We start from the raw sequence: 21,640 nt of genomic DNA, 5'->3' as shown, positions 1-21,640 counted from the left end.
CATGAAACTGCACATCCGACACGAAACCCGATACGATTTCGACGCCCCGGTGCCCTTTGGCCTGCAACAGCTGAGGAAAACGCCCAAGTCGTTCCGCAACCAGAAAATCGACAGCTGGACCACGCAAGTCCTTGGTGGCCGCAAAGAGCTGAGCTTTGAGGATTACCACCGCAATACGGTGGAACTGATCAGTTTCGAGCCTAACACGCAAAGCGTCTCGCTGATCTCGGAAGGCGTGGTCGATATCTCGGACACCCACGGCGTTCTGGGACCTCATGAAGGGTCGATCCCGCTTTGGCTGTTTCAGCGCGACACGGATCAGACCAAGCCCGGCAAAGGCGTGGCCGCGCTGATCAAATCCCTGCCCGATGGCGAACCGCTGGACCGGTTGCACGCGCTGTCTGCCGCGATCCGCGATCATGTGACCTACAAGATCGGATGCTCGGAGCCCGACTGGACAGCCGAAGACGCGTTGGAGGCTGGCTGCGGCGTCTGTCAGGACCATAGCCACATCTTTATCACCTGCGCCCGGGCGCTTGGCATTCCGGCCCGCTATGTCTCGGGCTATCTGATGATGAGCGATACCGAGGTTCAGGACGCCACCCACGCCTGGGCCGAAGCGCATCTGGACGGGCTGGGATGGGTCGGATTTGACATATCGAACGGAATATCCCCCGACAGCCGTTACGTCCGTGTTGCAACCGGTCTGGACTATGCGCAGGCTGCCCCGGTAAGAGGAAGCAGAATTGGGGCAGCGGGCGAGCAATTGACAGTGCAATTGCAGGTCGCACAGCAGTAACGGAGACCAAGATGACCTATGCTGTGGGGATGCGGCTGAACCGTGGGCTGGTGTTCATGTCCGATACCCGCACCAATGCCGGGGTCGACAATGTCTCGACCTTCAACAAGATGTTCAACTGGACGATCGAGGGCGACCGTTCGATCACCATTCTGACCGCTGGCAATCTGGCCACGACGCAGGCGACGATCAGCCTGCTGGAAGAACGCACCAAGGTGCCCGCAGACCGATCCCCTTCGATCCTCGAAGCACCGACGATGTTTCAGGTCGCGCAACTGGTTGCCGATACGCTGAACGACGTCATCGAACAGCACGCCCGCTCGGGCCAACAGGCCGACAGCGCCTTTCACGCCACGCTGATCCTGGGCGGCCAGATCAAGGGCGGACCATCGCGCCTGTTTCTGATCTACCCCGAGGGCAATTTCATCGAGGCGGGCGACGAAACGCCGTTCTTCCAGATTGGCGAAACCAAATACGGACGCCCCATTCTGGTGCGTGCCTATGATCCCGACATGAGCTTTGCCGAAACGGTGAAACTGCTGCTTGTCAGCTTTGATTCGACCATCAAGGCCAACCTGTCCGTCGGCGCACCGCTCGACCTGTTTCTTTATGACGAAGACAGTTTCGAACCCGGTCAGCGCACCCGGTTCGAAGGGGACGATCCCTATTTCCGAACCATCTCGGATGGGTGGGGGGACGCGCTGAAATCTGCGCTGTCGAAACTGCCGGAATATGCACCTGATTAACGGGGGGTGTTCGGACCTTTGGGTCTGACAGACGGCAAGCCGAATCTCTTCCTTTTCGAAGGTGAAAACCGCAGTCGGAGATGATGACTGCGGTTACTTTTTCATTTTCGGTAATTTCAGCCACATTTTTGAAAAAATACGCAGGCCCTGATTTTCAACGCGTTAAGGCATTTTTTCACTCAACAAAAAACATTTTCGAGAAAATTGCAGTTTCCCCCGCCCGATAAGACAATTTCGTCAAAGCGGAGGAAGCAAAAATGTCCAACCAGAACCCGGTCTTTATTCCCGGTCCAACGAACATCCCCGACAGGTTGCGGCTGGCGATGCAGGTGCAGACTCAGGACCACCGCGCCCCCGATTTTGTACAGACCTTCGCGCCGGTGCTGGAAGACACCAAGAAGGTTTTTGGCACAACCGAAGGTCAAATCATCACCTTCCCCGCCAGCGGAACCGGCGGGTGGGAGGCGTCGATCACCAACACGCTCAGCCCCGGCGATACCGTCCTGGTCGCGCGGTATGGCATGTTCAGCCATCGCTGGATCGACCTGTGTCAGCGCCACGGTCTGGATGTGCGGATCATCGAATGCCCCTGGGGCAGTGGCGCACCGGCGGATAAATTCGCCGAGACTCTGGCTGCGGATAAGAGCCATGAGATCAAGGCGGTTCTGGTCACGCATAACGAGACGGCCACCGGCGTGCGCTCGGATATTGCGGCGGTGCGCAAGGCGATGGATGCCAGTGACCACCCAGCGATGCTGTTTGTGGATTGCGTCAGTTCGCTGGCCTCAATGCCTTTTGCCTTTGATGACTGGGGCGTCGATATTGCGGTTTCGGGCTCGCAAAAGGGGTTCATGCTGGCGACCGGAATGGCGATCCTGTGCGTCAGCCCCAAGGCGCTGGCAGCGATGGAAACGGCCCAACTGCCGCGCACCTTCTTTGATTTTCGCGACATGATGAACGCCAACGCATCCGGTGGTTTTCCCTATACCCCGCCGCTGCAATTGATCTATGGCATGCGCGAAAGCCTGAAGATGCTGTTCGAGGAAGGCTTGGACAACGTCTATGCCCGTCATTTCCGTCTCGCCGAGGGCGTGCGCAAAGCCACCGCCGCTTGGGGGCTGGAACTGGTGGCGCAGTCCCCCGATCTTTACTCGGATACGGTCAGCGCGATCTATGTGCCCGAAGGCTTCGACAGCAATGCCCTGACCGACCATGCCTTCAACGCCTATGGCGTCAGCTTTGGCATCGGCTTGGGCGAGATGAACGGCAAGGCCTTCCGCATTGGCCATCTGGGCAGTCTGACGGATGTGATGGTGCTGTCTGGCCTCGCGACGATTGAGATGGCGATGGCCGACCTGAATTACCCGATCGAGTTGGGCAGCGGTGTTGCAGCGGCACAGGAATACTTCCGTCTGGGCCACGCCAATCCCATGCAATCCGCAGCGTAAGGACCCAAGGATGCTAGATTCAATGACCACAGCCGATTGCCTGACCCTTGCCGATATGCGCGAAGCGCATGAGCGGATCAGACCACATATCAACCGCACCCCGGTGCTGCGCTCGGCCTATCTGGACGATCTGACGGGCGCGCAACTGTTTTTCAAATGCGAGAACTTTCAAGAGGCCGGTGCCTTCAAGGTGCGCGGCGCGTGTAACGCGGTCTTTGGCCTGAATGATGAAGTCGCCAAGCGCGGCGTCTGCACGCATTCCAGCGGCAACCACGCGCTCAGCCTGTCTTATGCCGCCGGTCGCCAGGGCATCCCCTGCAATGTGGTGATGCCGCGCACAGCGCCACAAGCCAAGAAAGACGCGGTGCGTCGCTATGGCGGGATCATCACCGAATGCGAGCCCTCGACCACCTCGCGCGAGGCGGTGTTTACCGAGGTGCAGGCGCGTACGGGTGGCGAGTTCGTGCACCCCTATAACGACCCGCGCGTGATTGCGGGGCAAGCGACCTGTTCGGCGGAACTGCTGGAGCAGACCGACGGTCTGGACGCGATGGTCGCGCCGATTGGCGGCGGCGGCATGATCTCGGGCACCTGCCTGACAATGTCGAACCTCGCGCCCGAGGTGAAGATCTATGCCGCGGAACCGGAACAGGCCGATGACGCCTATCGCAGTTTCAAGGCCGGTCACATCATCGCTGATGACGCGCCGGTGACCATCGCCGACGGGCTGAAAGTGCCGCTGAAGGAAAACACCTGGCACTTTGTCTCGAACTTCCTGAGCGACATCCACACCGCCAGCGAAGACGAGATCATCGCCGCAATGAAGATCACCTGGAAATACCTGCGCATCGTGATGGAACCCAGTAGCGCGGTGCCTTTGGCGACCATTCTGAAAAACCCCGACGCCTTCAAGGCCAAACGCGTCGGCGTGATCATTACCGGCGGCAATGTGGATCTGGACAAACTACCCTGGACCCAGGGCTGAGGAGGACAACATGAACAAACCCGTAAACATCGAGCAACTCGAAGTCGGCTACGACATCCCCGCTGCCATCGGCATGGACGCATCCGAGATCCAGACCCCGGCCCTTGTGTTGGATCTGGACGCACTGGAGCGCAATATCCAGAAAATGGGCGATTACGCCAAAGCCCACGGCATGCGCCACCGGGTGCATGGCAAGATGCACAAATCCGTCGATGTGGCGCGGCTACAGGTCGAGCTGGGCGGGGCCTGCGGTATCTGCTGCCAGAAGGTCTCGGAGGCTGAGGTCTTTGCCCGTGGCGGGATCAACGATGTGCTGGTGTCCAATCAGGTGCGTGACCCGGCCAAGATCGACCGTCTGGCGCGGATGCCCAAGTTGGGCGCGCGGACGATCTGTTGCGTCGACGATATCGACAACGTTGCCGACCTGTCCGAGGCCGCGCAGCGTCATGGCACCCAGATCGAATGTCTGGTCGAGATCGACTGCGGCGCAGGCCGCTGCGGTGTCACCACCACGCCCGAGGTCATCGCCATCGCCAAAGCCATCGACGCGGCCCCTGGCCTCAAGTTCGCCGGCATTCAGGCCTATCAGGGCGCGATGCAGCACATGGACCTGTACGAGGATCGCAAAGCCAAGATCGACATCGCCGTGGCGCAGGTGAAAGACGCCGTGGATGGGTTGAAGGCCGAAGGGCTGGACTGCGACATCGTCGGCGGTGGCGGCACCGGGTCATACTACTTCGAGAGCGCGTCGGGCGTGTATAACGAACTGCAATGCGGCTCTTACGCCTTCATGGATGCCGATTATGGCCGCATCCTTGACGAAAACGGCAACCGCATCGACCGGGGAGAGTGGGAAAACGCCTTCTTCATCCTCACCAGCGTTATGAGCCATGCCAAGGCAGACAAAGCCATCGTGGATGCGGGGCTCAAGGCCCAGTCCGTCGACAGCGGCCTGCCGGTGATCTTTGGTCGCTCGGATGTGGAATACATCAAATGCTCGGACGAACATGGGGTCGTGTCGGACCCGGACGGGGTTCTGAAGGTCAATGACAAGCTGCATCTGGTGCCCGGTCACTGTGATCCGACAGCCAATGTCCACGACTGGTATGTGGGCGTGCGGGGCGGCAAGGTCGAAACCCTCTGGCCCGTGTCCGCGCGCGGCAAGGCGTACTGAGGCGAGGGAAGGATCATGAAAGACATGACAGACACACCCTTGTTGATCGTCGGAGAAGACCTTTGCCGGCAACTGGTTGGCCGCGCCGAGGCATTCGATGCAGTTCGGGACGTCTTCGCCGCCATGGCGCGGGGCGACGCCTATAACTTCCCGGTCATCCGTGAGGCCATTGGCTATGCCGACGCGCTTTACGGCTTCAAATCCGGTTTCGACCGGGACGGTCAGGTGCTGGGCGTGAAATCCGGTGGCTACTGGCCCGGCAATATGGATAAGGGGCTGACCAACCATCAATCCACCGTCTTTCTGTTCGACCCCGATACCGGACGCCTGTCGGCGCTGGTCGGTGGCAACTACCTGACCGCCGTGCGCACAGCTGCGTCCTCGGCTGTGTCCATCGCCCATCTGGCCCGGAAAGATGCCAAGGTTCTGGGCATGGTCGGCGCGGGTCATCAATCCACCTTCCAGCTGCGCGCCGCCGCCGAACAGCGCGACTTTGAAAAAGTCGTCGCCTGGAACCCCCACCCCGAAATGCTGCCCCGTCTGGGCGCGGTCGCGACCGAGCTCGGGTTGGAATTTGAGGCCGTCTCGCAACAGGATCTTGGCGCGCAGGCGGATGTCATCATCACCATCACTTCGGCTTTCGAGCCGCTGTTGATGAAAGACTGGATCAAACCCGGCACGCATCTGGCCTGCATGGGCACAGACACCAAAGGCAAGCAAGAGGTCGATGCGGCCCTTGTCACCGAAGCCACGGTTTTCACCGATGAGGTCGCCCAATCCGTCTCGATCGGCGAGGCGCAGCACGCCGTTGAAGCAGGTACCCTGACCGAGGATCAGATCACGCCCATCGGCGCCGTAATTAACGGAACCCATCCGGGTCGCAGCAGCGATGACCAGATCACCCTGTTCGACGGCACCGGCGTCGGCCTGCAAGATCTGGCCGTGGCCTCTGTAGCAGCCCGGCTGGCGCAAGAGGCGGGGTTGGCAGACCAAGCCACGTTGTAACGCCCCGCCGACGCGTCACTCGGCACTGATTTCTCCCGTCGGTGCCGGGTGCTTGCTGATCTGCCTTCCGGTGAAAACCAGCCGCTATACAAAACGCGAAACCTGCGCCACTAATAGCCTCCGGACGACCTGAGCCAAGAAGGAGCGCAGCATGAAGCTTTTACGTCACGGGCCAAAAGGCGCTGAAAAACCCGGTCTTCTGGATGCCAATGGCACAATCCGCGACCTCAGCGGTCATATCGATGACATTGCCGGGGCAACGCTTGGCGACGCGGAACTGGACCGGGTGCGCGCAATCGATCCGACCAGTTTGCCAGCGGTGGACGCGGGCACACGTATCGGCCCCTGCGTCGGGCAGGTTGGCAAGTTTATCTGTATCGGCCTCAACTACGCCGACCACGCCGCCGAAGCCGGAATGGACCTGCCTGCCGAGCCCGCGATTTTCTTCAAGGCAACCTCGGCCATTGCAGGGCCGAATGACGACATCGAAATCCCCCGCGGATCAGAGAAATCGGATTGGGAGGTCGAACTGGGCGTCGTGATCGGCAAGGAAGCGAAATACATCTCCGAAGCCGACGCCTTGAACCACGTGGCGGGTTATTGCGTGGTGAACGACCTGTCCGAGCGCGACTTTCAACTGCATCGCTCGGGCCAGTGGGTCAAAGGCAAGTCGGCGGATACGTTTGGCCCCATCGGCCCCTGGCTGGTGACACGGGATGAGGTGCCGGACCCTCAGAACCTGCCGATGTATCTTGAGGTCAACGGCCATCGCTATCAGGACGGCTCGACCCGGACGATGCATTTCGGTGTGGCCACGGTGATCGCACACCTGTCGCAATTCATGTCCCTGCAACCCGGTGATATTGTTTCAACCGGCACGCCTCCGGGTGTGGGCATGGGTCAGACGCCACCGACCTACCTGAAACCCGGCGATCGTTTGGAGGCCGGGATTGTCGGGCTGGGTGTGCAACGACAAGTCACCGTTGCGGGATAAGGGCTGCGATAGCAGTTAGGCATCGTGAAGTCAGGCCAAACAGAGTACGCTGCCAACACGCCTTGATCTCAGCTTGCAGGGACCGACCGTGACAATCCGAATGCTGCGCACCCTTGTGGCGATTGCAGACACAAAAACCTTCAGCGCGGCGGCGGACGTTGTGCATGTCACCCATGCCGCTGTCAGCCAACAGATGCAGACGCTTGAGGCGGATCTGGGCGTGGCACTGTTTGATCGCAGTACAAGAACGCCGGAACTGACCCCTGTTGCCCATCAGATCGTCGAAAAAGCCCGCAAGATCATCGCGGATTACGACAATCTGGTGCCTTCGGTGATGCAGGAAGGCGAATTGAACAGCGTGATCCGGCTGGGCGTTCTGCGTACAACGCTGACCGGGTTGGCGCCGCAGGCCATGGCGCAGCTGAAAGCGCATCATCCCGGCATGGGATTACACCTGAAACCCGGATTGACCGGCGCTTTGCTGGCAGACCTGGCCCGCGGAAATCTGGATGCGGCTTTGGTGACCAAGCCCGCCGTCATGCCACCGGGCGTTATCTTCCGGAAGCTGGTCGAAGAACCGATGCAACTGATCGCCTCGCTGGAGGAACCCGAACTAGACCCGATCACCCTGTTGAAGATCCGACCCTTTATCCGCTTCAACCGCAGCGCCGTGGTCGGGGCGCTGATCGACAACTGGATCCTGTCGAAACGCATCCGGGTCAATGAGGCGATGGAGCTGGACGGGCTTGAGGCCATAGCCAGCATGGTTCACGCCAATTTGGGCGTCTCGATCGTGCCGGACCTTGCCGTTCCGCCGATGGATCCGCTGCCACTCAACCGGCTAAACCTTGGTCCCGATGCGCCCCGCCGGACGCTGGGCCTGATCTATCCCGAGACCCAAAGCAAGATGCGGGCCATGGATGCGCTTTTCAATGCGCTGGCCGGTGTGATAGCTGCATCCAAAAGCACCGGACACACGCCTGCGCATGACATTTGAAACGGTTTTCTATCTGATCCTCGGCGCGGCGGCGGGTGGCTTTATCAACGGGCTTGCGGGCACCGGAACCGCGTTGTTTGCGCTTGGGTTCTACCTCGTCGTGCTGCCACCGGTAACAGCCGTGGCGATTGTCGCCCTCATGTCGGTTCTGGCGGGGCTGCAGGGGCTGTGGATCGTTCGGGCCGACATTCTGGCGCAGCCCCACAGGTTGCTGCGCTTTCTCGTTCCCGGCCTGCTTGGGGTGCCCATTGGCCTTGCGCTGCTGAACCAGATCGACGCCAGCACGTTGCGGATCGGTGTTGCGGGTTTTCTGATCCTCTATGGCGGCTATTTCGGTTTTCGCGCGACCCTTCCCGCGTTCGAGCGTCGAACGCCCTGGCTGGATACCGGGGTTGGCCTGACCGGAGGCATTCTGGGCGGGGCCGCCGCCGTCTCGGGCGCGATCCCGGCCATGTGGCTGTCGCTGCGGCCCTGGACCAAATCCGAGACGCGCGCGGTTTTGCAGCCGTTCAACGTGACCATTCTCAGCACCACGATCTTCCTGCTGTTCTTGAAGGGCGCCTATGACAGCGCGGCCGTGAAAGCGCTGCTGGTGACTGTCCCTTGCGGTCTGATCGCAGCGCAAATCGGCATCATGGTGTTTCGCCGCCTCAGCGACACAGGCTTCCGACGCCTTTTGATCTTGTTGACGCTGCTGGTGGGGCTGGGCGTAATGGCAAGCGAGGTTCTATAGTCCACCCGCAAGAACAACAGGAAGGGCCGACCGGGATGCTTGTATTCTACTATTCCAAAGGCTCATCCGCGCTTGCCGCACATATCCTTTTGATTGAGGCTGGGGCAGAGTTCACGGCGGTCGAAATCTCAATTCCCGACGGGGCGCATCGCAGCCCGGATTTCTTGCGTAAAACCCCAAAAGGGCGCATCCCGGTTCTGGAAACGCCTGAGGGGCTTCTGACCGAAAACCCAGCCATTCTGGAATACATTGCAGCCACCCATCCCCAAGCTGGTCTGCTGCCCGATGGCGACTATGCGCAGGCACAGGCGCGGTCACTCTGCGCCTATCTCTGTTCGACCGTACATGTCGGATTTGCCCATCTCAAACGCGGCAGCCGGTGGGCTGATCAGGACGCCTCGCTGCAGGATATGCGCGGTGTCGCGCCACGCAATCTTGCGGCCTCAGCGAAACTGTTGGAACAGCAACTGGAGATGACCCCTTGGGCGATGGGCGCACAGTTCAGCTTTTGCGACCCTTATCTGTTCCTGTTGCAGCACTGGATGGCCGCAGCCGATCTGTCACTGGACCCTTATCCCAAACTGGCCGCACATAACGAAGCCATGCGCGCCCGACCGGCAACGCAAACTGTTCTGGCCCTGTACGGGTCACTGTAGAGCGGCCTCAGATCACTTCATCCCGTCGATCATCGCTTTCACCGTAGCGCTTCATGACAGCAGGTTTCGTGCCCTCATAAACCTGTTCGATAGTCTCGGCGATCTTGGCGTTTTCGCGTTCGAACAGACAGTCTCCGTTCATGTCCGAGGCCACGATGAATGGCCCCATCCGCTTGCACCGGATCACCCACATCGCCTGCGCCAGACCGAGTTCTTCGCTCCAATGCACCGCCTCGACATTCTCGACGCCGCGCCCCAGCAGTGCTCCGGTACCGTAGCCCACGGTGGACAGGTATACGGCACCGTTCGGCACGAAATACTCTTTGTAATCCTTCGAGGACATCCCGCCCTTGCCAACGATCAGTCGCGCCCCGGTCTTGGCGATCCATTCCGGCAACCATTTGGCAAAGCGAAACGACGCGGTCGCCGTCACTGCCCCCATGTCAAACGATCCATCCGCATTGATCCGCGCCGCGGGTGAGCAATGAAAATTGGCGGCACTGTCCGAAGGTAATTCCATCGGGATATTCGCCTTATCCTCCAGCGCGCGCATATAGACACCTTCGCGGGCGGTATACATCAGCCCGGTCAGATACACGATGTCGCCAAGCCGCAGATCGGCGATGTCTTCGGCATTTGGCGTCGTGGACAGCTCAATCTCGCGCAAACTCATTCCGCGGCCTCCTGCACCGGGTTCCAGTCCACTGTTTCGCGGCGCTGATACGGCGTGAACCAATCCGGGTCGGTGCGATGCTCGACCCGACCATCGGCGTGGATGCGCGCGACGGCCCGGCGCGACGACAGGCAGAAGGCGTGGACCGACATGGGCATGCCCCCCGTGTGGCAATAGCCGACCTCGATATTGCAATCGATCACCATGTTCTTGCCCACAAACCCCATGGCGCCCATACCGATAGAGTTGCCCAGTTCCTTGAACTCATCCTCCATCTCGGCAATGCGCGGGTCCGAATTGCGGCTGCCCACCACACGCAGGGTCGAGGCGCGTTTGCCCAGCGTCATGCAGATATCCTTGGACCCACCCAGTCCGATTCCGATGATCGCGGGCTGACAGGCCAGACCGCGCTTGCCAAAGGCCATCAGGCTGTCGAGGTAGAAGCGTTTGATCCCCTGTATCCCGTCCGAGGGGAACAGCATCCGGTAATCGGTACCGAACAGCCCGCCTTTATGCACGGTGATCAGATCGATCCACGCGCCTTCGGGCTCGAACCCGTATTCGATCTCAGGCGCGCCGATGCCGACATTGTTGTCGTGATCCGTGCGCCACAAAGGATGCACCCTATTGGGGCGCAAAGGCACGCCATTTGTGGCATTTGCCGTTGCCCGCCTGAGAGCCGCTTCCAATGCAACCATGCCGCCTTCGATCTGCGCCTCGTTGCCCAGTTTGACAAACCAGCGCGGCACGCCGGTGTCGCCGCACATGGCCCGGCGGTCCTCTTTCGCGGCTTCGTAGTTCTCAAGCATAGCTTTCAGAACAAATGACGACAGATCGCCATCCTCGGTCTTTGCCGCCGCTTTCAGCCCATCGAGGTAATCTTGCGGGATCTCAATCGCCGCCTTGTCCATCAGCGTTTCGGCCGTGGATTGGATGAGCTTGATCGGTATCATCTAGCCGATACCAGAAGTCGCAATCTTTTTCAAAACCGCCATCAAAACTTGCCCCGTTGCATCTATGGCCATAGCCAGAAATCTTTGACTTCTGTGTGTTCTCAGTTCTTGTTTCAGCGCGTTGAAGCCATGGGTCGTTCTACCATTTTTGTCTGTCACGATGTGTTTCTTGCAACCATCGATCACTGGTATCAAAGTACGTCCTGCATCTAACTCGTCCAAACCGGGTTTCAATTTGTAAGAGAAGAAATTTTCACTCTCCGGGCCCTCAGCAAACAATAGGCATGGAGCATCCGAAAAAGGGACTCCCAACTTTTCAGCGATTTTGACAGATTTTCTCATTTCCGCGTCGGTCATTTCTTCCGCGTCATTTACGAATGAAACGAGAACCCAAAGCGAACTTCCTGACGCTTCGTCAAAAAAAGCCCAATTTCTTTTTAGGGCATTAATGTAGCCAACATCCAAAGGCGAGCAAATCAAGAAACACACGAAGCCCTCCTCTTTCCAAACATTGACACTGGAGTTTTCGACGTCGTGAATTGTGTATAGGCCACGCATTTTGTGCTCCGACTAAAACTAAACAATGCAATTCCGATACCACGGCATATCACTTCTCGGCCACCAAAGTCTCGGGCTCGCCCTTTGGCAGGATCGTTTCTCCGGGCTTCACAATTGTGAATTGAACAGGCTCCTGCGAAACTTCCACAGCCCCATCGACCTGTTTGGCAACCGTGAATGCGCTGTCTTCCATCGCGCCCGGCTCGGGGAAATCTTCGCGGTAATGCGCCCCGCGAGAGTTTTCGCGCGCCAGCCCGGCCCGGGTGATGACCTCGGATATATCACAAAGCGAGCGCAGGTTCAGCCAGTCATGCCAGGTCAGGTTGAAGGCCAGATTGCTGCCCTCGACCCCCACATCCATCAGCGCGTCGGACACCTGCGCAATCCCTTGCAGGCCACGTGTCAGGCCCGGTTTGGTGCGCATCACGCCCACATCCTCCCACATCAGGTCCTGCAATCGTTTGCGCAGCGGTAGAACAAGGTCGGGTTTGCGTGACAGAGGATGGGTGGCGCGGTCAAGCTCGGCGGTCAGGGCTGCCTCATCGGGCTCACGCAGGGACATGGCCCTTACATCCGCGCCCATCACATCCCCTGCAATACCGCCATAAACCGTTGAATTGGCCACGCCATTGCCGCCCAATCGGTTCGACCCATGCGCGCCCCCGGCGTCCTCACCCGCAACATACAATCCTTCCATTGCCGTGCGCGTGTCTACATCGACAACCACACCGCCCATGAAATAATGCGCGGTGGGCACAACCTCGACCTTGCCAGCCGCCAGATCGAAGCCGCTGTCAGCACAGCGTTTCACCATGCCTTTGAACTTCTGGCGCACGGTCTCGGGGCCCAGATGGGACATCGAGATAAACACCCCCTCCTGTCCCGGATCGTTATTCTTGCGCATCTCGGCATAGATGCCGCGGCTGACCACATCCCGCGTGGCCCGCTCACCCTTAGGGTCATAGTCGAACATGAACCGCTGACCCGCGTGGTTCAGCAATTGCCCACCCGCACCTCGCAAGCCTTCCTCAAGCACCGTTCCGGTCATCCGTGTGTGATCGCCCGCCAGCAGGCCGGTCGGATGGAATTGCACCATCTCCATATCGCGCAGCGGCAAGCCTGCACGCAGCGCCATGGCCAACCCATCCATTGTTTTGTCCCCAGATGGGGTGTGATAGCGGTACATGGTCGGCCCGCCGCCGGTGGCCATCAACACACATTTGGCGCGGACAAAACGGAAGCGACCCGTGCGCATGTCGATCATCAGAACACCCGACAAGGCGCCGCCGTCCTTGCTGGGGACCAATCCAATCGCGCGATGTTCCTGCAGTTTTTCGACGCCGCTTGCCAGCACTTTCTCCATCAGCCGGTTGATGATCTCGATCCCGGTCAGATCGCCCTTATGCACCGTTCGGTCCGCAGTCTGACCGGCGAAGGCTTTCTGGTGCAGCGAGCCGTCGGGATTGCGGTCAAAGAAACACCCGACCTCGTTTTCCAATTCCCGAATGCGCACGATGGCCTGTTCGCACAAACGCCAGGCCATGTCTTGGTTGGGCAACCATTTGCCCCCGTGAATGGTGTCCATGAAATGCCGCTCGACCGTATCGCCACCACCCAAGGCGACATTGTAGCCACCCTGCACCATCCGCGTGCAGCCGCATTTCCCGATCAAGCCTTTGACGGCGATGGTGATCCTGGTGCCCTCGGGCGCGGTTTGCTGGGCATGCAGCGCGGCAAACAGCCCCGCGCCCCCGCTGCCGAGGATCAGAATGTCGGTATCTTGCCGGTCGATCTCGAAGTGCCGCATCGCTAAATCGCCCGCATGAAAAACAGCCCGGCCACGAGGAACGACATCGCCGCCGCCCCCGCCGCCAGCGTCTTCTGCGATGGGCGCCAAGGCAGCCATTCCAACGCCATCAGGCGCAGGCCGCCGAACATATGCACGGCCAGCAGGAATACGAGGCCGAATTCGACCAGCTTCACCGCGCCGGACTCGGTCATTGCCAGGGCCGCATCCAACCGCGCGGGACCTGTCAAAGCCATGGCCAGAACCCAGAAATGGATCGGCAGAAACAGCGCCAGAGCAATCCCGGACAAACGATGCAGAATATAGGCCAGCCACAGCGGATGGGCCCGAGACTGGATACCGCGCACCGCCCTCATGACGCGGCCCCAACCGCAAACGTGACCGCCCATACCGCGCGTGCACCCAAAGCAAATAGCGCCAGCCCGGTCGCCCACATAAAGACGTCCAGTGCCCCACCCGTCAGGCCACCCCATTCAAAGGCAATCACCCGTAGACCAATGGCCCCGTGAATGGATACCGCAACAGCAAAAAGCCCGTAGAACAGGAACCAGATCAGTGAACCCTGCGTTCGCCCCAAAATCTCGACAGCGGTCAGCCCGCCCTGAATGGCGTAGATCATCACCGCAAGATGCCCCAGCACAAGCGGGGCCATCACCAGCGCCGTCACCCGTTGCAGCATGTAAAGGCGCAAATCCAGCATCAGCGCCCCTTCCGCAATATGGATTTCAGCGTCTCGCGTTTCAGACCGGCGATTGCTGACATCGGGTCCAGCTCGTTCGGGCAGTAGGCCGTGCAGGATCCCATCGAGTGGCAATTGTGGCAACCGCCCTGCCCCGACACCGCCTGCAGTATCTCGGCACGCCCGGCATCCCGGCTGTCATTCACAAGGGTCCAGGCCCGTTGCAGCGCGGCGGGTCCCAGATAATCCGGATGCGCCGCAACCGTATCGCAGGCCGCATAGCAGACCGCGCAGTTGATACACTCGATCCCGGCATTGGCCGTGACCCGTTCGGGGGTGGTTTCGTCGACCGGAGCAATCGGATCGTCTCGCGTCGATACGCCATGGTGAACGCCTTCGGCCGCGACCCATTTGTCGAAAAACGGATCCATGTCCACGACCAGATCCTTGATGACCGGAAGGTTGCGCAGCGGGCCGATGGTCACGCTCTCCCCATCCAGCACCTTTGAGATATGGGTTCGGCACGTCCAGCGCGGCACCCCGTTGACCATCATGGCACAGGACCCGCACATCCCCACGCGGCAGGCAAAGCGATAGCTGAGCGTTGGGTCGGCATTCTGCTGAATCCACGAGACAACGTCCAGCACGGTCTGATTGTCCTGGGCCGGGACCTCGAACGCCTCAACGCGATCCGCGCCCCGTTCGATCCGAATGTTTAGCTGCGCCGCTGAATTCATACTCAAGCGTGTCCAGATGCTGTATGGCTGGAACAAAGCTTAACCGACAGTTTGCCTTAATGAACGCGAAAAAATCTTAAGCTTTGTGTAAGAGATAGTTTCGAAAGAGGTGCCGCCGTGGCCGATCTCCCAACTTCCGATCTGCAAGCCGCCCTGCGCGCCCGGTTCTCGGATGCGCCTGAAACGGTGCCCGACGCGGCTGCGCCGTTATACACCATGGCGGCCCGAGGGTCGTGCCGCAGTTTCCGCGACCAGGACATTCACGCTGACCTGCTGGAAACACTATGCGCCGTTGCCTTGGCCGCGCCGACCAAAAGCGATCTGCAACAGCGGGATATCATCCTGCTGCGCTCACCCTCACAGCGCCGGAAACTGGCCGAACTGATCCCCGGTCAGGATTGGATTGCAAAGGCTCCGATGATCCTGATCTTCTGCGGCAACAATCGACGTCAGAGGCTGCTGCATGATTGGACAGAGACCCCTTTTGCCAATGATCATCTGGATGCCTTCTTCAACGCCATCACGGACGCCGCCGTCGCGCTTGGGGCCTTTGTCACAGCGGCTGAGGCGACAGGGCTGGGCTGCTGCCCGATCAGCGCGGTGCGCAATCAGGCCCGGATGGTCAGCGACCAGCTGAACCTGCCGCAGCATGTGTTCCCGCTGGCCGGTCTGGCACTGGGCTATCCGGTATCCCCTGCCCCCATTTCCAAGCGACTACCCTTGCGCGTGACATGTCACGAGGATGAATACCGCGAAACCAACCTGCGGGAGGCGATTGAAACCTATGCGCAGGAACGCGCGGTTGCGCAGCCCTACGCCAGCCAAAGGGACTCAGACTACGAAGATACGAAACCGGGCTATACGTGGATCGACGACAAGACCCGGCAGTACAGCAAGCCGGAACGCGAAGAATTTGGCGACTATGTCCGCGTGCAGGGGTTTCGACTGACCTAGGTGCAATCCGTTTTCCCGTGTTTGTGGGCCATTTGGCCACAGGGGATTCAACACCTCATCCAAACATCGACAAACCGTTCAGGGCGGGCCAAGCTTGGGCACAGCGTTCGGGCCGAAGCAGGGGGAAGGGATGATCCAATATCGCCAGACATGCAGGATCACGGCACTTTGCGCCTTTGTGTTCGTGCTGCTCAGCCTGCCTTTGCACGCCCAAACTGCCCCGAACCCGCAAGAGGTGAAACGTATCGTCGATCACCGCTGCGTTGTCTGCCATAGCTGCTATGACGCCCCCTGCCAGTTGAAACTCACCTCGCCCGAGGGGTTGGCACGCGGTGGCAGCAAGCTGGCGGTTTATCACACCGAACGGCTGAAAGATGCGCAACCCACACGCCTTGGCATCGATGCCCAGACGGTGCCCGAATGGCGTGCGCTGGGGTTTCACCCGGTCATCGATGACCCCTCAGGACCAGCAGATGGTCCAAGCCTGTTAGAGCGGTATCTCGAACTCGGTCGCCAGAACCCGCTGCCTGCCGATGGGCCGGTGCCCGAGGTTCTGGGCCTCGCGCTGGATCGCGCTTTGGCCTGTCCGACGCCCGGTGAATTCACCCAATTCCGGGACACAAACCCGCTTGCTGGTATGCCTTACGCCGCCGCAGCGCTGAACGACGCCGAATATGAAACGCTGATCACCTGGGCGCGCAGCGGTGATGCCCTGCCAGCCGCAGCCACCGAAATCCCTGACGCTGTTGCCGACCAGATTACCGCGTGGGAGGCGTTTCTGAACTCCGACGATCTGCGCCACCAGTTGATGAGCCGGTATCTCTATGAACATCTCTTTCTGGCGCGGCTGCATTTCAGCGACGGGCCGGACAGGCTGTTCTTCCAGATGGTGCGATCCACCACGCCTTCGGGGCAAGAGATCGACGTAATCGCCACCCGACGTCCTTTCGACGATCCGGGCAGCGACCGGTTTTATTACCGCCTCCAGCAAATCTCCGAAACTATCGTGCACAAAGAGCATCTGGTCTACGCGTTAAGCCCCGCACGGATGGAGCGGTACAGCCAGCTCTTTCTGACACCGGATTGGACGCTGGACAGCCTGCCCCCGTTCGGAGATGTCGAAGGCGGCGACCCGTTCAGCACATTCGCCCGGATCCCCGCCCGCAGCCGCTATCAGTTTCTGCTGGATGAGGCGTTGTTCTTCGTCCGTAGTTTCATTCGCGGCTCGGTCTGTCACGGCGAAACCGCTGTGGATGTGATCGAAGACCGGTTCTGGGTCAGCTTTCTGGACCCCGACGCCGATCTGTCGATTACCGACCCCAGCTACTTGCAAGACGGTGCCGCCGCGCTCGATCTGCCGGTGTCAAAGGTGGACGATGGCGCGCTTGGCGATCTGCAAGGTTTCTCGCACCAAAACCAAATCAGATATCTTGAGTTCCGAGACGCCCGATACCGCAACAGCCCGGCGCATCAGACCGGGTTCGGGTACGACGCCATCTGGGACGGGGACGGGACCAACCCCAATGCGTTGATCACGGTGTTTCGTCACTTCGACAATGCCTCGGCCATGACGGGCCTGCATGGTGACATACCGGAAACGGCCTGGGTGATCGACTACCCCATTTTTGAACGTATCTATTATGACCTCGTTGCAGGCTATGACGTGTTTGGCCGGGTCGAACACCAACTCGCCACCCGGCTGTATATGGATGAATTGCGGATGGAGGGTGAAGATACGTTTCTGGCCTTCATACCCAAAGACGACCGGCGGCAGATGCACGACACCTGGTACCGGGGTGCGTTGGCCAAGGTGCACACCTATTGGCACCAGCGCCGGGTCGATGACAGCTTTCCAACGGGTATCGCGTATAAGACCGACACCCCGAAGCAGGAGTTCTTCGACACCTTATTGACCCGCGGCAACGGGTTATGGCCCCTGCAGGATCCGATCAACCGGTGCACCAATGACACCTGCGCGCAGGGAACAGACGGCGCCCTGCGTGCGCTGGCAAGTCAGCGCGGCGACTGGGTCCGCTACCTGCCCGACCTGTCCGTGCTTGCGGTGGAAGGCCCGGATGACAAGGTCGCGTATTTCACCCTCGCCCATGACAAGGCCCATTACAACGTGGCCTTCCTGTTTCACGAGGCCGCCCGGCGCGACCCTGCCGCCGATGTACTGACGATCATTCCGGGGTTCTTCGGCAGCTATCCGAACTTCTTTTTCCGCGTCAAATCAGACAACCTGTCTGCATTCATCGACGGCATGACCGACATCCGGTCCCAGTCGGATTACATCGCGTTTGTCACCCAATTCGGCATCCGCAGAACCAGCCCCGAGTTCTGGGCACTCAGCGACGGGATGACCGCCGAGTTTCTGGGGCAGGCTCCGATTCAGGCCGGACTCTTCGACCTTAATCGTTACAAGGATCCCCGGTCTGATCAGGACCCGACCTGACCCCTGAAATGCAAAGACCCGGTGATCTGCCTCACCGGGTCTTTTTTAGCGTGACGTTTGAATTCAGGCAGCCTCGGTTTCCGGCTGACCCGCGTGAATATTCACTTCGCGCAGGATCAGCGACACCTGCGCTTTCAGCGCATCTGCGACATCCTCCATCGCGTAATGCCGGGCACCTTCTTCCCACCGCTGGTCCTCGGGCTTTTCCGGCTTCGATGTTTTGGGCCGGTAAGCCGACAGCCCGCCATGCAGGTCTTGCAGATGCTTTTGCACGTCCTTGGCAAATTGCGGCTTCTCCTGTTCGGGCAGGGTGTCAATGATCTCTTCAAACTTGAATGGATCGGATTTGCACAGGCCGTGCAACGCCTTCATCGGGGTATCGATGTCCGGTGTCAGGCAACTGTCCTTGGACAGGCGCGGATAGGCCTTGGTTGCGGCGGCGCGTTTGAACTTCAGCCACGATGTCAGCGTCAGATCCGGGGTCCCGGGATGCCAGTCCGACACTTTGGGCACGCTGCGCAGAACCACGGGGTCTTCGCTGTAAAGCGTCTCGAAATATTTCACCACCTTCAGACACACATCCTTGTCCGAGGCCAGGATTTCCGGCGTCAGGCCACAGTTCCGCCCGACCTGAGCGGCCACGGGATCCCCGACAATGGCGATGCCATAGGCCAGAACACATTTGGCCAGGGTCGAGTTCCACGCAATCGCGGTTCTGGCCGCCTTGCGGTTTCCGGGGTTGTTGCGGGCATCGACATACAGCTTCCAGCCGCGCAGGATTTTTGCCTGATCATACATCTTGTAGCCATAATCCGTCAGCGCCTTGGCCATCGAGGTTCCCGCCGCAATGCCTGTTGCCGCGCCCGTTACATCCCCAAGACGCGTGCCCTGAGACACCACACCCAGAACCGAGAAGAACGCATTGAAGGATTTCTGGCTGAGTTGAACGCTGGAGTTTTCCAGCCGTTCCTTCACCGCAGCCTCGTAGACTGATCCGCTGGCCGAGGCTAGGGCCGCGTTCTTGCGCCATGTGTTCAGCTCATCGCCTTTCCGCAACAGGGCAACAGCATCGACGCTGAGTTGGCGCAGTGAATCCGCCAGACCAGTTACCGGGAACAGCCGGGTCAGGACCTTGGTGCCACCGGCCGCAATGGTCTCGATCAGCTTGATCTTCATCTCCGACGCCTTGATTTCGGCGATCAGCGCATCCACCGACTTCTTCGATTTTTCAACTGCCGCCTCATCCTTCGGGTCTGCAGGTGGGGTGGCGGCGGCAATGACGTCTTTCAAATGCTGAAATTCGGCATCGGCCTCTTCTTCGATGCTGGCCAGAAACTCTTCACGGCTGCCCTTGTCGGCCAGTTTCGCTTTCAGCGCATCCAGTTCCTTGCCGGTCTTTTCCGCTTCAAGCTTCTCGGTGGCCTCTTTGGTCTTGCGGGCGATGGCTTCATTGGCCCCCGGTTTGGCATGGTTTTCATTCAGCGCCTCAACCATCGATTTGATCGACGAATTGACGTCGGCGAAATAGCTGGCATAGCTGAAGGGCGCAAAGCCCGCCTCGCCCGGCGAAAGCTGGAAGGCCGAGCCGGACACATCCAGCCGCTGTTGCAAAAGTTTCTCGATTGACTTGTCCTGCAAATCCTCGGCTTCCGAGTCCGACAGCAAGGCCTTTTCCGGGTAAAGCGCCATCTCGCCATTCACAGTTGCGGACGAGGCCCCGATATGCGCCAGACCGGCGGTCAGATGACCTGCGAGCATTTTGAAATCCGGGTTCGGCTTGGCCAGTTCCTTGCACGCGCCGCCGACATTTGCGGTCATGATGAAAAAGGCGCGGATGCTTTCGGAAACAACCCCGGACAGATAGGGGCGTTCGTCAAATTCCTTGTCTACTTCATGGCTGCCGATGCTTTCGTCGCGGTGCTTGGTCAGATCTGAATCCGCCAGTCCCGAATTTACCTCGCCGCCCACCTGGTTCGTGGCGGCGGCGGCCTCGGCCAGAGTGTCACCCAGCGACGACAGGATGCTCATGACCGCCTTTTCGCGCGCCTCGGGCGTCTTGGCCTGTGCGGCCAGAAGGATTTTATCCGCCAGCTTGTTTCCATTGATCAGTGCGGCCAATGCACCCTGACCGGCGCTGAACCCCTGACGGTGATCATGAGTATTGCCGCCGTCTTCGTTCTGCGACCGGTCCGCAGTGGCCGCCGCGCTGAGTGCGGCGGTGACGACACCGCTCAGCACGTCATTTGCGGCGTCGGATGCGAAATGCAGGGTTTTGCCCACGTCCTTCTCGGGCTTTTCGGCAAAGCGAACGCCCTTTTCGGCAACGGTCAGACTGGTCGTTGCAAGGCTGGTGGCGGCCACGCGCAGCAACTGTTTCCCGGCGACCCAGCGCGGATCGGAAAATTGCTCTGCGGACAGGGCGGCGCGGGCGGCGTCAATGTCGTTGAACTCGGTCACGACGCTGGCAAGTTCGGGGTTTTCCTTTGCCTTTGCCAACACGGTCAACGTGCCAGCGTCGTCCGGCAGTTCCAGCTTGGTGCGTGTTTCGTCGATCAGCGCGTTTTGCTTTGCGCCCAGAACGGCGTTCTTGGCTTCCAACTCACGCCCGTCCGCCCGGCTTCGGCCGGTGATATCGAAATCGGCAAATGTCATTGAGGACGCGGCAATGGTCGAGGCCATCGTGATCGTGTCCTTGGCAATGCCCATGACCCTGAAAACGTCCTCGAATTTCGAGGCAGTGTCGGAATATTCATCCAGCTTGGCATCGTAAATTTCCGAGGCACCGTCGAACATCTTTTTGAATTCGCTGTAGGCGTCGGGCACGATGTTCGACGGGATGATGCCCTCGCGCACCAGGGGGGCCCATAATTCGCGGGCGATGTCTTCGTCGCTGAACAGGCCGCTGTCCTGCATCTCGTGCTGGCGGTCCAGAATCTTGGCCAGCGATTCACTTGCCGCCTTCATCACCTCGGGGGTGACACCGGTTGCGTCGGGCAGGTCGGCATAGCTGTCCACCTCGGACATCATCTTGCCGTTCAGCCAATCCATCTTGCCCTTGCCCGGCAGTTTGAACACGCCCGCATGACGTGCCATCGAGACCTTGAAATCCTGTGCCTCTTTGATGCCCTGTTTGTCCGCATCCAGTTTCGTCAGGATATCGGTCAAGACCGCCGCTTTCTGGGCCGTCGCCTCGGCGCTTTTTTCAAAGTCTTCGGCCTTGCCCTGTGCGGTTTCCAGCCATTTGATCTGAGTGTCTGTAAAAGCCATGTCTATTCCTTGTTCCGGTC

20 protein-coding genes are annotated in these 21,640 nt (G+C 59.8%); 12 read left to right on the top strand and 8 right to left on the bottom strand.

What is annotated here, in order from left to right; genetic code table 11:
• Position 1 precedes the first annotated feature (1 nt).
• The 10 genes from ACR0AC_RS11815 (at position 2) to ACR0AC_RS11770 (ending at position 9,537) form a co-directional block, all read left to right on the top strand.
• Entirely contained in the window at positions 2 to 799 is a 798-nt protein-coding gene (locus ACR0AC_RS11815) for a transglutaminase family protein (RefSeq protein ID WP_480873549.1), read from the top strand.
• Between the two features lie 11 nt (positions 800 to 810).
• Complete coding sequence (locus ACR0AC_RS11810; RefSeq protein ID WP_170622437.1) at positions 811 to 1,545, top strand: proteasome-type protease; 735 nt, start codon at positions 811 to 813, stop codon at positions 1,543 to 1,545.
• Positions 1,546 to 1,802: 257 nt separating this feature from the next.
• The gene (gene bhcA / locus ACR0AC_RS11805; RefSeq protein ID WP_480873547.1) at positions 1,803 to 2,993 is read left to right on the top strand and encodes an L-aspartate--glyoxylate aminotransferase BhcA; all 1,191 of its coding nucleotides are present in this window, start codon (positions 1,803 to 1,805) and stop codon (positions 2,991 to 2,993) included.
• 10 nt (positions 2,994 to 3,003) lie between these two features.
• Positions 3,004 to 3,978, top strand: a complete 975-nt coding sequence (bhcB, locus tag ACR0AC_RS11800; protein WP_480873545.1) for a beta-hydroxyaspartate dehydratase BhcB — start codon at positions 3,004 to 3,006, stop codon at positions 3,976 to 3,978.
• Positions 3,979 to 3,988: 10 nt separating this feature from the next.
• Complete coding sequence (bhcC, locus tag ACR0AC_RS11795) at positions 3,989 to 5,152, top strand: 3-hydroxy-D-aspartate aldolase BhcC (protein ID WP_480873543.1); 1,164 nt, start codon at positions 3,989 to 3,991, stop codon at positions 5,150 to 5,152.
• Between the two features lie 24 nt (positions 5,153 to 5,176).
• Complete coding sequence (gene bhcD / locus ACR0AC_RS11790; RefSeq protein ID WP_480873618.1) at positions 5,177 to 6,157, top strand: iminosuccinate reductase BhcD; 981 nt, start codon at positions 5,177 to 5,179, stop codon at positions 6,155 to 6,157.
• A gap of 151 nt (positions 6,158 to 6,308) precedes the next feature.
• Complete coding sequence (locus tag ACR0AC_RS11785; protein WP_480873541.1) at positions 6,309 to 7,151, top strand: fumarylacetoacetate hydrolase family protein; 843 nt, start codon at positions 6,309 to 6,311, stop codon at positions 7,149 to 7,151.
• Between the two features lie 100 nt (positions 7,152 to 7,251).
• Complete coding sequence (locus ACR0AC_RS11780; RefSeq protein ID WP_480873539.1) at positions 7,252 to 8,148, top strand: LysR family transcriptional regulator; 897 nt, start codon at positions 7,252 to 7,254, stop codon at positions 8,146 to 8,148.
• Positions 8,138 to 8,881: a sulfite exporter TauE/SafE family protein gene (locus tag ACR0AC_RS11775; protein WP_170622443.1), complete on the top strand. Its 744-nt coding sequence runs from the start codon at positions 8,138 to 8,140 to the stop codon at positions 8,879 to 8,881. The genes ACR0AC_RS11780 and ACR0AC_RS11775 overlap by 11 nt, the downstream gene beginning before the upstream one ends.
• A gap of 35 nt (positions 8,882 to 8,916) precedes the next feature.
• Positions 8,917 to 9,537: a glutathione S-transferase family protein gene (locus ACR0AC_RS11770; protein ID WP_480873538.1), complete on the top strand. Its 621-nt coding sequence runs from the start codon at positions 8,917 to 8,919 to the stop codon at positions 9,535 to 9,537.
• 7 nt (positions 9,538 to 9,544) lie between these two features.
• Here ACR0AC_RS11770 and ACR0AC_RS11765 read toward each other — a convergent pair whose 3' ends face one another.
• Genes ACR0AC_RS11765 through ACR0AC_RS11735 form a run of 7 tightly spaced genes read right to left on the bottom strand, consistent with a single transcriptional unit; the run spans position 9,545 to position 14,944 of the window.
• The gene (locus ACR0AC_RS11765; protein ID WP_480873537.1) at positions 9,545 to 10,210 is read right to left on the bottom strand and encodes a fumarate hydratase C-terminal domain-containing protein; all 666 of its coding nucleotides are present in this window, start codon (positions 10,208 to 10,210) and stop codon (positions 9,545 to 9,547) included.
• The gene (locus tag ACR0AC_RS11760; RefSeq protein WP_480707827.1) at positions 10,207 to 11,163 is read right to left on the bottom strand and encodes a fumarate hydratase; all 957 of its coding nucleotides are present in this window, start codon (positions 11,161 to 11,163) and stop codon (positions 10,207 to 10,209) included. The genes ACR0AC_RS11765 and ACR0AC_RS11760 overlap by 4 nt, the downstream gene beginning before the upstream one ends.
• On the bottom strand, positions 11,164 to 11,721 hold the full coding sequence (locus tag ACR0AC_RS11755; RefSeq protein ID WP_480707828.1) for a hypothetical protein: 558 nt from the start codon (positions 11,719 to 11,721) through the stop codon (positions 11,164 to 11,166). It lies immediately after the preceding gene.
• Positions 11,722 to 11,770: 49 nt separating this feature from the next.
• Positions 11,771 to 13,528: an L-aspartate oxidase gene (locus tag ACR0AC_RS11750; protein WP_480873535.1), complete on the bottom strand. Its 1,758-nt coding sequence runs from the start codon at positions 13,526 to 13,528 to the stop codon at positions 11,771 to 11,773.
• Between the two features lie 2 nt (positions 13,529 to 13,530).
• Positions 13,531 to 13,884 (bottom strand): succinate dehydrogenase, cytochrome b556 subunit, encoded by a 354-nt coding sequence (gene sdhC, locus ACR0AC_RS11745; RefSeq protein WP_480873533.1) that lies wholly within the window; start codon positions 13,882 to 13,884, stop codon positions 13,531 to 13,533.
• Entirely contained in the window at positions 13,881 to 14,228 is a 348-nt protein-coding gene (locus tag ACR0AC_RS11740) for a succinate dehydrogenase/fumarate reductase transmembrane subunit (RefSeq protein ID WP_170622450.1), read from the bottom strand. Before ACR0AC_RS11740 ends, sdhC begins: the two co-directional genes overlap by 4 nt.
• Positions 14,228 to 14,944, bottom strand: a complete 717-nt coding sequence (locus ACR0AC_RS11735; protein WP_170622451.1) for a succinate dehydrogenase/fumarate reductase iron-sulfur subunit — start codon at positions 14,942 to 14,944, stop codon at positions 14,228 to 14,230. The genes ACR0AC_RS11740 and ACR0AC_RS11735 overlap by 1 nt, the downstream gene beginning before the upstream one ends.
• Before the next feature lie 117 nt (positions 14,945 to 15,061).
• On the opposite strand from ACR0AC_RS11735, the gene ACR0AC_RS11730 reads away from it, so the two are divergent.
• Positions 15,062 to 15,898: a nitroreductase family protein gene (locus tag ACR0AC_RS11730; protein WP_480873530.1), complete on the top strand. Its 837-nt coding sequence runs from the start codon at positions 15,062 to 15,064 to the stop codon at positions 15,896 to 15,898.
• 130 nt (positions 15,899 to 16,028) lie between these two features.
• Positions 16,029 to 18,353, top strand: a complete 2,325-nt coding sequence (locus ACR0AC_RS11725; RefSeq protein WP_480873528.1) for a fatty acid cis/trans isomerase — start codon at positions 16,029 to 16,031, stop codon at positions 18,351 to 18,353.
• Between the two features lie 63 nt (positions 18,354 to 18,416).
• Here the strand turns inward: ACR0AC_RS11725 and ACR0AC_RS11720 are convergent, their stop codons facing one another.
• Positions 18,417 to 21,620, bottom strand: coding sequence for a hypothetical protein (locus ACR0AC_RS11720; protein WP_480873526.1), 3,204 nt, complete (start codon positions 21,618 to 21,620; stop codon positions 18,417 to 18,419).
• Positions 21,621 to 21,640 lie beyond the last annotated feature (20 nt).

The organism is Ruegeria sp. H7 (assembly GCF_056532945.1).
This window is presented reverse-complemented; position numbering and strand designations above follow the sequence as displayed.

Coding starts and splice junctions, on each gene's coding strand:
- ACR0AC_RS11815 (WP_480873549.1), top strand. CDS start 2: ATGAAACTGCACATCCGACACGAAACCCGATACGATTTCGACGCCCCG.
- ACR0AC_RS11810 (WP_170622437.1), top strand. CDS start 811: ATGACCTATGCTGTGGGGATGCGGCTGAACCGTGGGCTGGTGTTCATG.
- bhcA (WP_480873547.1), top strand. CDS start 1,803: ATGTCCAACCAGAACCCGGTCTTTATTCCCGGTCCAACGAACATCCCC.
- bhcB (WP_480873545.1), top strand. CDS start 3,004: ATGCTAGATTCAATGACCACAGCCGATTGCCTGACCCTTGCCGATATG.
- bhcC (WP_480873543.1), top strand. CDS start 3,989: ATGAACAAACCCGTAAACATCGAGCAACTCGAAGTCGGCTACGACATC.
- bhcD (WP_480873618.1), top strand. CDS start 5,177: ATGACAGACACACCCTTGTTGATCGTCGGAGAAGACCTTTGCCGGCAA.
- ACR0AC_RS11785 (WP_480873541.1), top strand. CDS start 6,309: ATGAAGCTTTTACGTCACGGGCCAAAAGGCGCTGAAAAACCCGGTCTT.
- ACR0AC_RS11780 (WP_480873539.1), top strand. CDS start 7,252: ATGCTGCGCACCCTTGTGGCGATTGCAGACACAAAAACCTTCAGCGCG.
- ACR0AC_RS11775 (WP_170622443.1), top strand. CDS start 8,138: ATGACATTTGAAACGGTTTTCTATCTGATCCTCGGCGCGGCGGCGGGT.
- ACR0AC_RS11770 (WP_480873538.1), top strand. CDS start 8,917: ATGCTTGTATTCTACTATTCCAAAGGCTCATCCGCGCTTGCCGCACAT.
- ACR0AC_RS11765 (WP_480873537.1), bottom strand. CDS start 10,210: ATGAGTTTGCGCGAGATTGAGCTGTCCACGACGCCAAATGCCGAAGAC.
- ACR0AC_RS11760 (WP_480707827.1), bottom strand. CDS start 11,163: ATGATACCGATCAAGCTCATCCAATCCACGGCCGAAACGCTGATGGAC.
- ACR0AC_RS11755 (WP_480707828.1), bottom strand. CDS start 11,721: ATGCGTGGCCTATACACAATTCACGACGTCGAAAACTCCAGTGTCAAT.
- ACR0AC_RS11750 (WP_480873535.1), bottom strand. CDS start 13,528: ATGCGGCACTTCGAGATCGACCGGCAAGATACCGACATTCTGATCCTC.
- sdhC (WP_480873533.1), bottom strand. CDS start 13,884: ATGAGGGCGGTGCGCGGTATCCAGTCTCGGGCCCATCCGCTGTGGCTG.
- ACR0AC_RS11740 (WP_170622450.1), bottom strand. CDS start 14,228: ATGCTGGATTTGCGCCTTTACATGCTGCAACGGGTGACGGCGCTGGTG.
- ACR0AC_RS11735 (WP_170622451.1), bottom strand. CDS start 14,944: ATGAATTCAGCGGCGCAGCTAAACATTCGGATCGAACGGGGCGCGGAT.
- ACR0AC_RS11725 (WP_480873528.1), top strand. CDS start 16,029: ATGATCCAATATCGCCAGACATGCAGGATCACGGCACTTTGCGCCTTT.
- ACR0AC_RS11720 (WP_480873526.1), bottom strand. CDS start 21,620: ATGGCTTTTACAGACACTCAGATCAAATGGCTGGAAACCGCACAGGGC.